At 31.6% G+C, this 12,745-nt stretch carries 14 protein-coding genes; 13 read left to right on the top strand and 1 reads right to left on the bottom strand.

Translation table 11 applies throughout. From position 1 onward, the window contains the following. Positions 1-141: 141 nt before the first annotated feature. Positions 142-444, bottom strand: coding sequence for a helix-turn-helix domain-containing protein (locus BQ2683_RS09430; protein ID WP_069988763.1), 303 nt, complete (start codon positions 442-444; stop codon positions 142-144). Between the two features lie 214 nt (positions 445-658). Here BQ2683_RS09430 and BQ2683_RS09435 point away from each other — a divergent pair, with 214 nt between their 5' ends. The 13 genes from BQ2683_RS09435 to BQ2683_RS09495 all read left to right on the top strand — a co-directional run bounded on the left by BQ2683_RS09435 (position 659) and on the right by BQ2683_RS09495 (position 12,740). After that, complete coding sequence (locus BQ2683_RS09435; protein WP_069988764.1) at positions 659-922, top strand: AbrB/MazE/SpoVT family DNA-binding domain-containing protein; 264 nt, start codon at positions 659-661, stop codon at positions 920-922. Between the two features lie 116 nt (positions 923-1,038). After that, positions 1,039-1,569 carry an RNA polymerase sigma factor gene (locus BQ2683_RS09440; protein WP_069988765.1) on the top strand — a complete coding sequence of 177 codons (531 nt, stop codon included), beginning with the start codon at positions 1,039-1,041 and terminating at the stop codon, positions 1,567-1,569. After that, the gene (locus tag BQ2683_RS09445; RefSeq protein WP_069988766.1) at positions 1,559-2,284 is read left to right on the top strand and encodes a DUF4367 domain-containing protein; all 726 of its coding nucleotides are present in this window, start codon (positions 1,559-1,561) and stop codon (positions 2,282-2,284) included. Before BQ2683_RS09440 ends, BQ2683_RS09445 begins: the two co-directional genes overlap by 11 nt. 5 nt (positions 2,285-2,289) lie before the next feature. After that, on the top strand, positions 2,290-2,760 hold the full coding sequence (locus BQ2683_RS09450; RefSeq protein ID WP_069988767.1) for a hypothetical protein: 471 nt from the start codon (positions 2,290-2,292) through the stop codon (positions 2,758-2,760). Positions 2,761-2,782: 22 nt separating this feature from the next. Beyond that, positions 2,783-3,706 (top strand): hypothetical protein, encoded by a 924-nt coding sequence (locus tag BQ2683_RS09455; RefSeq protein ID WP_069988768.1) that lies wholly within the window; start codon positions 2,783-2,785, stop codon positions 3,704-3,706. Continuing rightward, positions 3,675-4,427: a hypothetical protein gene (locus tag BQ2683_RS09460; RefSeq protein ID WP_069988769.1), complete on the top strand. Its 753-nt coding sequence runs from the start codon at positions 3,675-3,677 to the stop codon at positions 4,425-4,427. The genes BQ2683_RS09455 and BQ2683_RS09460 overlap by 32 nt, the downstream gene beginning before the upstream one ends. A 479-nt stretch (positions 4,428-4,906) precedes the next feature. After that, positions 4,907-5,416, top strand: coding sequence for a sigma factor-like helix-turn-helix DNA-binding protein (locus BQ2683_RS09465; protein ID WP_069988770.1), 510 nt, complete (start codon positions 4,907-4,909; stop codon positions 5,414-5,416). A 346-nt stretch (positions 5,417-5,762) separates the two neighbouring features. After that, a complete protein-coding gene (locus BQ2683_RS09470; protein ID WP_069988771.1) occupies positions 5,763-6,113 on the top strand; it encodes a type II toxin-antitoxin system PemK/MazF family toxin in 351 nt (116 codons plus the stop codon). 279 nt (positions 6,114-6,392) lie between these two features. Then, complete coding sequence (locus tag BQ2683_RS09475) at positions 6,393-7,931, top strand: recombinase family protein (RefSeq protein ID WP_069988772.1); 1,539 nt, start codon at positions 6,393-6,395, stop codon at positions 7,929-7,931. Between the two features lie 14 nt (positions 7,932-7,945). Beyond that, positions 7,946-8,800 (top strand): recombinase family protein, encoded by an 855-nt coding sequence (locus BQ2683_RS09480; protein ID WP_069988773.1) that lies wholly within the window; start codon positions 7,946-7,948, stop codon positions 8,798-8,800. 4 nt (positions 8,801-8,804) lie between these two features. Beyond that, on the top strand, positions 8,805-10,442 hold the full coding sequence (locus tag BQ2683_RS09485) for a recombinase family protein (RefSeq protein ID WP_069988774.1): 1,638 nt from the start codon (positions 8,805-8,807) through the stop codon (positions 10,440-10,442). A 122-nt stretch (positions 10,443-10,564) separates the two neighbouring features. Next, complete coding sequence (locus BQ2683_RS09490; RefSeq protein WP_205408147.1) at positions 10,565-11,167, top strand: hypothetical protein; 603 nt, start codon at positions 10,565-10,567, stop codon at positions 11,165-11,167. Between the two features lie 328 nt (positions 11,168-11,495). Further along, complete coding sequence (locus tag BQ2683_RS09495) at positions 11,496-12,740, top strand: hypothetical protein (RefSeq protein ID WP_069988776.1); 1,245 nt, start codon at positions 11,496-11,498, stop codon at positions 12,738-12,740. Positions 12,741-12,745: the final 5 nt, after the last annotated feature.

Raw genomic sequence — 12,745 nt, forward strand, 5'->3', positions numbered from 1 at the left:
CTCCTCTTTTATAATTACTTTTAATAATAGAATATAATTCTAGGAAAAAGAACAAACTATAACTAAAAAATATGGTTGCAGTTTATGAAATTTTATGCTACAATTAGAAATAAATGGATTATAATGTAAAAGTATTAATTTTTATTTAAGCCTTTTAATGATATCTCTCAATGCTAATTTACTATCTGAAGATAATTTCAAAAAATCACTGGTTGTTTGTTCTACTACAGAACTGTCATTTAATGGTGCAAAAAATTCTGCTGGAGTTATATTCAGATACTCACAAATATCAAAAAACGCATCCATTTTAGGAAGTGAGCGACCAGAAGTAAGACCACGAATATAGCTGGGGCTACGTCCTAGCTCTAAGCTCATTCTTGATTGTGGTATTTGATTTTTTTCTAGTAATTCAATTAATCGTTGTCTAAAAAATTCAGCATTCATTTTATCACCATATATAGTATTATAGATTGATATTTTTAGTAATAAATTTTTTTATCCATTAAAGGTGAATTATTCATCTTTAATTCTATAAAATTATCAAATAAATCACCTTAATAATAATTATAATTATTTTTTTAATTTAATATGGTGTTTTATTCGTCATTATTATAAAAATAAAATGATTAATTCATCTTTTTGTGAAGTAGGAGGAAATATGAGTATTCGAAAATCAACAGGAATCGTTCGCAATCTCGATAAAGTGGGAAGGATTGTTCTTCCAAAAGAATTACGAAAATCATTTTGTATTGCCGATGGGGAAACAGATATTGATATCTGGATGGAAAATGATGAAATTATCCTTGCGCCAATTCCAAAACAATGCAAAATCTGTAAGGCCGAAGATGACCTACATGAAATTAACGGGTCTTTGCTTTGCAGAAATTGTATCCAGACCATTCAAAAATTCCATATGCCATAAATAACAATTTATCATTTAAGTAAACAAGAACGTTTGCATCAAAAAGAAACCTCTATATTTAAAAACGGTTTGGGACTGCAAAAACAGAACACCTAAAATGAAAAAAGGAAAAAGAAATGATTTTATTTTTCAATCTGTTAAACAATGAGGATGATCGTGAGTTTTTTGAAAGCCTGTATCGTAAGTTTTATCCAATTATGAAGTATACGGCCATTTCTTTCTGTGGCGATGATAATGCGGATGATTTGATTCAAATGACTTTCCTGAAGCTGATCAAGTACGTTGATACATTGAGGAGTTTAGAAGAAAAGGCACAGATTGTTTATTTAACTTATACTCTTAAGACTGTAGCAATTGAATACCAACGCAAGCAGCACCGGCTTCAGAAACTGGAGACAAAAATAATACAGAATTATACCGATTCCAGCTCGGAACAGGAGTTTTCCAGAATAGAAATATTAAGTGTTTTATCTCAACTGAATGAACGTGATAGGGATCTGTTGCTTTATTTCTATTTTCTTGATATGAAGCTAACTGATATTGCAAAGCTTATGGGAATACCTTCAAATAGTATCCATGTATATCTAAGCCGAGCCAGGAAAAAGGCTCTCAAACTGATAAAGGGAGAAAACTTAAATGACAATTAATGAACGGATAAATAAAATCCAAGAACTCAATGATGAAATGTTATTAATGTACAGTATAGAAGATTTCACAAATAGTCTTGGGGATGAACTAAAAAATAAAAATGACGCTCTTTCTGAAAAAGAAAAATTTCAATTAAATAAGGAACAGTTGAATCGATTTCGGCGTAAATTAAACAAAGAATTTAAAAAAAGCCAACCTCATCCAAAAATCAGATGGGTTGGCAGAATTGCAGTTGTGCTATCCATATTATTAATGGTTCTATTGATTGCAGTTTGTTCTGTCGGAGCATTTCGACGGGCTGCGATTGATATCTTGGCAGGAATAGACAATGAGTATGGCGTTGTCCATGGCTATAGCCAAGTTATAGGGGATATTGAAATTTATCCACCGGAGATTCCAGAGGACTACACACAAACGAATTTGCAAATATCATCCAATAATATGGTAACTATTGAATATACAGCAAATGAATCAGGAAATCAGATCTATTTCACGCAACAACCGCAGGAATCTGGGGGAGTATTGGATATGGAGAATACTGATTCAGAAACAATTTGGCTTGATCAGATGGAAGCCCAATTATTGACGAAAAGTTTCGATAATAAGACCACATATAGTATTGTGTTTACTGATAATACATATATATGGACTTTAAGCGGAACTGATAAAGATATATTAATTCAAATGGCAAAGAGTGTTCAGCCAGAAAGGTGAGGAAAATGAAACAATTAAAAACAAAAATTTTATCCGCATGTCTCGCTTCTGTTATGCTAGTGTCAACTACAGCAACAACGGTTTATGCGGCAGAACCACAACAAACCAGCCAAACGTTTGTATGCAATGGGAACACAGAAGAAGTAACCCCATACTTGGATTATCTGAATCAGGTGTGGTGCGATATCAGCTACAATAATAACACGTTTACAGGAAGCGGAAATTATGTTTCGTTCAGCTCAAACAAAATCGTACAGAATGTTTACATAGAAAAATCCACCAACAATTCAAATTGGAGTGTCATGAGATCCAACAGCCGGACGTACAATCCTGGAAATGGAGCCAAAGTTTTATCCACGATATATTCCACATCAGTATCAGGATACTACCGGGCAAAGACAACTGTACTTGTGTACAGCAGTTCTGGATCTATCGTAGAATCTGTAACTGTATACAGCAAAACCATCCATATTTAAGGAAAGGCTCTGGAGCGAACAAATGGAATACCATGAAATTGAGTCTTTAAAATTAGAAAAAGAAAAAACAGCTCTGATAGCCTCCTATTCCCAGACTTATAACGCTCAAACAAAGTGTTATTATCAAATGAATGAAATCCAATATGAATTGCGGAAAGTCATTCAAAAAGGGTATGATACATTTTTGTGTATGTGCCATAACGCCTTTGAAATAAGCTGTGCAAAAGAGTTGCTGGAACTAAAAAAGGATTATCCCATTAAGGTATATTTTGTCTGTTTAAAAAAGAAAAATATAGAAATGGTTTCCTGGCGGAATTTTGTGAACCAAACAGATTTCGTGTCTATACAGGAGAAAATGGATGGCAGCTATTATTTCACTGAGAATCAAAACTATTATAATTACACAAAGTTTTTGGATTCTGTAGTTCAAAAGGTATCGTGTATTATTGGGAATTTTGCTCTGTCAAATCTCGTCGTATCTACTATTGTAAAGCTGGCGAAAGAATACCATTGTTCTTTTATTAATATTTTTGATGATCGCAGTAAATCTGATATTGGCAATGGGCTGCATTACGATCTACTATTTAATTCTGGTTTTGATGAAGATTTTCAGAAATCATTAAAGCTATGTTATAGTTACCATTATGGCAAAATGATTCGGGAAAATGTTCTTAAGAGCCAAGAATATAACGAAATACAGAATGAAAATTATCAGATCATACAGCAATTATCCAGAATGGATATCACGATGAAAGAAATAAAAAGGTTAGCGGTCATCTATGATAGTAATCAAGTACATATCTTAAAATTAATTGCCCAGGCCGCGAATGATATTGCCCAAAATGTGACTCAATCAGACATAACGGCGATGGCTAAGAATCGTAAAAGAAGTAGGAAAAAAAGGAATACAGACAATGAAAATCAAATGTCTTTCTCAAAGAAATAAAAAGAAAACTGTTCTTTTTGCGCTTCCATATTTCAGTGGATACAATCTCAATTATACCACAAAATATGATCCAGAAATCTATTTAGATGCTATGAATTATGCAATTCAAAGCTGCATTGAGCAAGGAAAATGTATATTTTTAAGCCAATGCAGAAACGAGTTGGAATTCCAATTCTGCTTACAGGTAATACAATTTAAAAAAGAATATCCCAAAACTAAAATAGTCTTTATTACAAATGATTGGAGCAGTAAAGAAAAAAAGAAAACACATGATTTACAACAGTTTGATGGATGGTTAAACCTATATGAAGAATATAAAAATGATGATGATTTTCAAAAATATTTGCTCAGTGTATCATCTACATTAATTGGGGTGTTTAGGGACTATGAGTTAAAAACAAGACAGCTATGTAAAATCGCAAAGGCGAAACAAATAGAAATCATAAATTTAATTCAAGATGACAAAGAACCGATAAATAAAAGAGCGGTATTGCAGGATATCCAAGTAATATTCGGAACAAATGTTGATTCCGAAAAAATAGCAAAGAATACTAAAATTCAATGCTTAATGAATGATAGAAGAAAAATACTTAATGGGATGAGCAATTCGAAGAACATAGAACAAAGAGTTTTGCTATCCAAGATTCAAAAATTACATAATATACACAAAGAACTACAAAGAGAAATCAGTGGTTATTATTTTTTATCCAACATAAAGTAATATATTTTTTCAGAAGCGTATTGTTTACACAATACGCTTTTTTAATGCAAATAGTAGTATCCAAAATTCTTTCTTAATATTCACAAATCGGCACATATTTACAATCGTTGTTGTTCGTGTTATGATAGATAAAATATTCATATTGCAATAATTGGTTTATGACAAATATGAAGGGCTCTGAGGATGAAAAAGGAAAGAATACGAAAAATAAAATCTCATATTGCATACCTGGTTGATCCATAAGTCAATCGGGTATTTTTTTTGCAAAATTTGTAGATTTTCTTCGTTTATGATCTAATGCATTTCACATTAGGTCTTAAGAGCTCTTCAAAGAATCATAGTATAGAAACCAATATCAAGTGTGCTCTCGGTAAACTTGGTATTGGTTTCTATGCTTTTTTACGAAAATATAGCTACGGATGTCGTGACCCTCCGTCAATGAAATTTTCTAAAGAAATTTTATTGATGGAGGTTTTATTATGAATAATTATCGTAAAAGCGACTATGCAGTAAACAAATTCAGTGAAGGGATCGTATATCGTTTTAACAGTGAAACGATTGAGGTTACATTGGAAGATTACCTAAAAGAGAACCCAGGCAAAACTGAACAAGATTTTCAGAAATTGAAAGCTATATCAGACCAAATTTATTATGAACAATCCAAAACAGACCATAGAGTTACAAAGAAAAATGTTTCGATTCATCGATTGGAAGAAACAAATCTTTGCTCCAAGGATACATTAGAAGATACTTACATAGAACAGCTGGAAAAAGAATTGGCATTCCAATCAGCGTCTGAATTATTAAAAGATAGCTCCTTAACGGATATTCAAAAAAGGCGTTTCCTTCTACACATTATTTATGGCCTTTCTACCCGCCAAATTGCCAAACAGGAAGGTGTTCATCAGAATGCAGTGTGGAAAAGTATTTATACGGCTACAAAAAAATTGAAAAAAATATTTTTTGATGGGTGGTCACCCCGTGGTTAAAAGTGCATTGGGTGAGGAAACAATTTCTCACAGCACTTTGACAACTGAATATCAATATATACAGTACGTAACTTTTGTCGTTGTGGAAGCAACAAGCTGTTTGGGGTAGCGTCCAAAAAAGCGATGACAGGCAAAAGAGATAATGATACACCAGCCTGAGGGCTGCTGGGTGATGAGCGCAGGGGTGCAATTCCCGTGAGAGGTATGCTAGACCCGCTGTATATATTCCTGAGTCGTTAGGGTGTCGAGGACAAATAAACGAAAAAAGATAAAATGAAACAATAAAAAATGGCAGTTTGTGAATAATAAGCTGCCATTTTTGTGTTTACTTATTAGGAGGACATAAATGATAAAAGAAGTAAAACGTGGAGAAATCTATTTTGCAGATTTAGAGCCAACCCGTGGATCAGAACAAGGCGGATGTCGTCCCGTACTGATCATACAAAATGATAAAGGGAACCATTATAGTCCAACGACCATAATAGCGGCAATTACCAGCCGACGAGGCAGTCATTTGGCAACACATGTCTACATACCAAAAGGACATTTAAATAGAAAGTCATTTGTCATGTTGGAACAAATACGGACAGTGGATAAAATGCGTTTGATTAATTTGATGAGTACATTGGACGAACATACAATGAAAAAAGTTGAGGAAGCGTTGTTGATTAGCATAGGTTTACTTCCATCTGAGTGAATATATGAGAGGAGATAGTTATGGATAAACAAAGGGCAATGAATTATTCTTCTATCTATTACAGCATAAGTTTATTGAATAAATTATCTGAGATGAATTTACTTACTTCCACAGAATATCATGACATCATAAAAATGATCATGAGTCATTACGGTGAAAAACTTTTTTATGTCTAAACTGATAACTTTTTTATTTTTGCTGGATGTATCTGAACTCTTGTGGTAGTGTGTTGGTTGCCACAAAACAGGTGGCAACCAACACAACAGAAAGGAGAAAATGATGAAAACCGTAACAGAACTACTCACTGACAAAGAGACAGTACAACCATGTAAATTAGCTGCATATTGCCGTGTTTCCAGCAACTCTGAAGATCAAATACATTCATTGGCAGCGCAAATACAATATTATACCAATTACATCAAGGATCATCCTGAATATGTACTAGTGGATATTTATGCGGATGAGGGATTGAGTGGAACCTGTATGAACAAACGTGATGAATTAAACCGCTTATTAACTGACTGTAAGAAAGGAAATATTGATCGAATCATTACAAAATCGGTATCACGTTTCGCACGAAATACACAGGATCTATTGATTGTATTGCGTATGTTAAAAGAGTATGGGATTGCGATCTACTTTGAAAAAGAGGGAATTGATAGTAATAAGCTAAACTCAGAAATGATCGTAACATTTCCCGGAATGATTGCGCAACAGGAATCCCAGAGTATATCAGAAAACATGCGTTGGAGTTATAAAAAACGTATGGAATCAGGTGATTTCAATTGTTGCCGACCAGCGTATGGCTTTGATATGAAGGAAAACAAGTTAATCGTCAATAACGTAGAAAAACAAATTGTTCAACAGATCTTCAATATGTATTTGCAAGGGTTTGGTAAACAAGCGATTGCAAATAGTTTGAATAATAATAACATCTGTAAAAGGTATGGAAATAAGAAATGGTATAGTTCTACCATTACTTATATTTTAAATAACGAAAGATATATAGGTAATGCATTACTTCAAAAAATGTACACTACAACTACATTACCATTTCGAAAAATTAAAAATAAAGGAGAAATGCCTCAATACTATGTTGAAAATAGCAATCCATCCATTATAACTAAACCAATTTATGAAAGTGTTAAGCAACTACAAAAATTTAGAATGCAAGATAATAAAGCGGGAAAGAGAAAGCAATATCCTTTAAGCGGAATAATTCGATGTGTAGATTGTGGTCATACTTATCGCAGGCAGATTGTACGAAAAATTGCTTATTGGCTATGTTCCTATAAAGCAGCAGGAAGAACAGATTGCAAAAGTAAATGGATTCGTGAAAATGATATTTATCATACATTTAGTAAGTTGGTTTTTAAATTAGCAATGCATAGGAAATATATTTTAATCAGTTTAGTTCATCAAATGGAATGTATACAATATAAAACAAATGAAAATCAAAAAGCAACGCATTTGATAGATCAAAAAATTGCTGATTTGAGTTCACAGAATCATGTTATTTCAAAGCTATATAATAAGGGAATTCTAAATACAATAGAATTTACAGAACAATCCTCAAAAATCAATAATCAAATCAATCAGCTTCGAATAGAACGACGTAAAAATATATCGAATAACAAGGACGAAAAGCAACTGAATGAATTAAAAGAATTGAACGAGTTGTTAGAACATTATCAATTATATCATTTTGATGAGAATTTATTTTCACAAATAGTAGATAAAATAGTGGTACTCAATCAAAATGAGTTGAAATTCACCTTAATCGGAGGGCTTACGTTAACTGAGAAAATTGATGAGTGAGGGAAGTAAAAGCTATGAAAATTAGAAACATTCCATTTGGATATTGCTATCAAAATGGATCTATCATCACACATCCGAAAGAAGAAAAAGTAATCAAGTTGATTTTTCACTCTTATTTAAATGGGGAATCGCTTCTAGCAATTTCAAATGAATTAAATTATAAAAATATTGAATATATGCCTGGTACTACTAATTGGAATAAAGCCAAAGTAAAACGTATTATCGAAGATAAACGTTATACTGGACAACAAGGATATCCTTTAATTGTAGATACACTGTTATATGAGCAAGTACAAGAATTAAAACTAAAAAGAAATACACAGAAACAAATAAATCGTCAATCAGATATTTATCAGATTCAAGTTCCTGTATGCTGTTCTTATTGTGGTGGATTCATGAAAAGGATGCATAATTGCCGTATGAAATGTAAAGAAAAATGGATTTGTCAAAACAGGCAATGTAAAAAAGAAGTTCAAATTAGTGACATAGATTTTATAAAAAGTATTTTAGAAATACTTAATACAATAATTTATAATCCAGATTTAATACAACAACCAAAAATTCAATTGATAGAATCTAAAAAAGTATGTCAATTAGAAAATGAAATTTTTCAAATGATCGAAGGGTATGATTTTAACAAAAAGATATTACAGCAAAAAGCATTGGAATGCGCTGCTATTAAATATAATAATTTGAGTTCTAATGAATACATTACTAATCAACTGAAAGCGGATTTTGAACAATCAAATCCGCTTTCAGTTTTTTCATCAGAACTGTTCCATAAAACGGTTAGAGCTATTCAATTTGATAAAAGCAATAAGGTGAACTTGATCTTAAAAAATGGTCAAGTAATTAACTCAAAGATGTGATCATATGGAAAATAAACGGAAAATGAAAAAAACAGTACGGTATATTCCAGCCAAAACGAACCTTTCCGATCCAATCAATACAGGAACTAAAAAACTACGTGTGGCTGCTTACTGTAGAGTTTCAACCAAGGAAGAAGAACAATTAAATAGTTATGAGGTGCAGAGAAAGTATTATACAGAAAAAATTAACAATGAACCGGAATGGGAACTGGTAGGGATATTCGCCGATAAAGGCATCACTGGCACAAGCGTCAAGAAACGTGATAAATTTTTGCAAATGATACGGATGTGCAAGCGGAATAAAATTGATTTGATTCTAACAAAGTCAATCTCCCGTTTTGCCAGAAACACTGTAGACTGCCTCCATTATGTTAGGTTGCTCAAAGAACTAAACGTAGATGTATTCTTTGAAGAACAAGGGCTTCATAGTATACAAAATGGATCTGAGTTTTATATCACCATATATGGAAGCATTGCTCAAAGTGAATCAGAGAATATCAGTGCAAACGTCCGGTGGGGTAAAGAACAAAGCGCAAGAAAGGGAAATGTTTCATTCCACTATAAAAATTTTCTTGGATATCGAAAAGGAGAGGATGGTCAGCCAGAAATTGATCCGGATCAAGCAGAAATTGTTAAAGAAATTTATCATCGCTTTCTGATGGGAGATAGTTTGAATAAAATAGCAAAATATTTAACAGAGAAAAACATTCCAACGCCGGCTGGCAAAGAGATATGGCAAACCTCAACGATAAAATCAATTCTTAAAAATGAAAGATATAAAGGGGATGCGTTGCTCAATAAAACTTATGTAGTAGACTGCCTTAGTAAAAAAACAAAAATAAATTGTGGGGAGCGTCCCCAATATTATGTAGAAGATAACCATCCTGCCATTATAGATAGAGCAACCTTCGGACGTGTCCAGGAAGAACTTGCGAGAAGATCTGGAAAACAGAAAGTAAAACGGGTAGGAACAAAAACGGAAAATGGAAAATACTCAAGCAAATATGCGTTGACAGAATTACTCATCTGCGGAGAATGTGGGACACCATATCGAAGATGTACATGGAATATACGAGGAAAACAGAAAATTGTTTGGCGTTGTATCAACCGACTAGATTTTGGAAAGAAATATTGCAAGAATTCGCCCAGTATGGAAGAAAGCAGTTTGCAAAATGCTATTATGAATGCTATTGTAAAAATGGCAAAACAAAATGCAGATGTTTTAGAAGTATTAAAAATAAATATTGGAATGGGAATAGGGACAAGTAACTGTGGTGAAAGAAATAGGCTTAATCTACAAATTGAAATCGAAAAAATAGAATCTGAATTTAATTCAATTCTCTGCCAAATAACAGATGACATACAAGACAGAGAAACCAATGAAATGAAATTGGAGAAATTGATCGCACAAAAACGAAAATTAGAAAAGCAGTTAGAAGAATGCCAGGAGCACGAAGAAAAACAGGAGAGAACAAATTCTCGATTGGAGGAAATAAGTAATACATTAAGCCGATTACAATACCAACCTATCGAATTTAATGACCAAATTGTCCGTCAGATATTAGAAAAAGTAGTAGTAGAATCGAAACAAAGAATCAGAATTGTATTTGTAGGGGGATATGAAGTGATACAAGAAGTTTGAAAAAAGTGAAAAAATATACTTTACAGTAATAGATGAATTTTGGTAAAATATATTAGTAATTAATAGCATTAAATCAAAATAATTGTTATAATGAGGTGATCAAAATAGATGTCATTTCTTGGTTGAATAAGAATAGTGGTTCTATGACTTTTTTTATAACTGCAGTTTATGTGGTAGCAACAATTTTTATTTGTTGGGCCAATATTAGATCTGCAAATGCTTCCAAAGCTCAATTAAACGAAATGCGTAAGCAATATATAAAAGAAAATAGAACAAACATTGAAGTAGAGTTTTTATATGAAAAACGTGCTTTTTATGGCCTACGCTTTGTAAATCATGGTAAATATACAGCCCATAATGTAAAAATTTTACTTGATTCAACTTTTATAGATAATCTTAATGAAACAGATTTTTCTGATCTCTTGAAAAAACAGAGTAAAAAATCATGTGTTATTGGAGTTGGGCAACATTATGACCTTTTTTTCGGCACAAATAAATATCGAGAAAATCCTAAAAAACTCCCAGCGAAGGGAATTATTTTATATGAATCTAATGGAGAATCATATAAAACTGATTTTTATATTGATTTAGAAAATTATGCTGTACTTTATTCAGTGAGTACTGAACAGGAAGATATATTAAAAAAGTTAAATGAATTAAAAGAAATTAAGCAGGAGTTGAAAAAGCTTAATCATTTTTTAAGTAATACTAATTTATATAAATAGATTAAACAAAGGATAAAAATTGGAATTTAAAAATGAAATTTTCCAATAGATGTAGAGGCAAGAGTTTCTTATTATTTCTAATGTGCGGGAAGGAGATTTTTGAGATTGGTAAACTATCGTAAGAATTAGTCTTTACTTGCGAAATCTAGTTCAAATCTTTTGCAATTACTATCATATCTGTCTTTAAAGAATAAATCTTATTTCAGCTTTAATTAAATTTCTATATCGTATATTCAATCTTTCTGCTGGAATATAAGTTGCCTAATAGTAAAAAAGTAAACTGTTTTATAGGTGTTTACAATAATATTGTTGGAAGGAAAAGATAAATATGAAGATGTTTTATTACCAAACGGAAATAGAATTTGAAAAAGTAATGAATTTATACTTTATGAGCAAATGTTCCAAATGTGATGGAATTGTTGAAGTGGATATGGAACACGTTTGTGTAAATGTGCTTGATAAAATTATGGACATAGAGGAAATGCCGATGTTAAAGTGTAAAACGTGTGGTGAAATATATTATAGTCGTTTTGCACAAGAAATTTTATGTGAATTATATAGTGAATTGAAAAGAACAGGGAATAGAGAAATTTACAGTACATCAAGAGATTATAATAAAATATATAACTATGCATCAAATAAAAATTTTATATACGATTATAAAGATTATGAAAGTATACCTGGGTTAAGATATGATTTTGAACATTCTGAAGAGGGTTTTCTCACACCAGTATATTTTGATAAAAAAGCATTACTTTATTTTATAGCAGATCTAGATTATGATGTTGATATGTTTTCTGAATCATATGGATACATTAGAAAAAATGATAAAGAGGGATTTTACCAATATGAATGGGCGGTTCCTTTTGGCTTTAATACAAATGAAAAATTAATATTTTGGTTAGGAGATATTGACTCAATGGATGATATGAGCCAAGGGATCTTAAAAAGTTTCAATGTGAAGTCAGATCACTTACTTATTGATTCAGAATTTTATCAGGCTCAAATGAATTGTATTCCTAGCAAACCAATAAAAGAGCAGCAAATTATTTTAAACAAAAAGAGTTTTATTACGAATATTAAGAAAAAATATGGGATAGAATTGTCTCATTTGCAAAATGAATGTGAACTTCAGAGGGCAAACGTAAAAAGACCAGTAGTATTTGACGAAAAGAGTATATCCGAAGTAATTAATGCCTTCGATAAAATTCTTATAGAAGGATTCAGTGTATCGGGTTTAAAATCTTTATATAAACGTTTATATGCTAGTTCTTATGATAAAGATTACGATAAATGGAAATCAATTCGTTTAATTGAAGAGATTTTAAGACAACTAAGTAATGATATATCAAATGAGATTAATATTAATGAGATAATTTCACCACTTTACATTTTACATGATTATCGTATTTATCTTGATCATCTTTTATCTCAGGAAGAACAAGATAAAAAAAGAAATCATATTGCAAACACATTAGGAGTAAATAATTTTTCTGAACAAGAAAAAATATATTTTGAAGAAATACGTAGATTAGATATATTATTTCAATGTCTTGTTATTCTTTCAAAATAAAAATA

It is taken from the genome of Massilioclostridium coli (assembly GCF_900095865.1).
Taxonomy (GTDB): domain Bacteria; phylum Bacillota; class Clostridia; order Oscillospirales; family Ruminococcaceae; genus Massilioclostridium; species Massilioclostridium facile.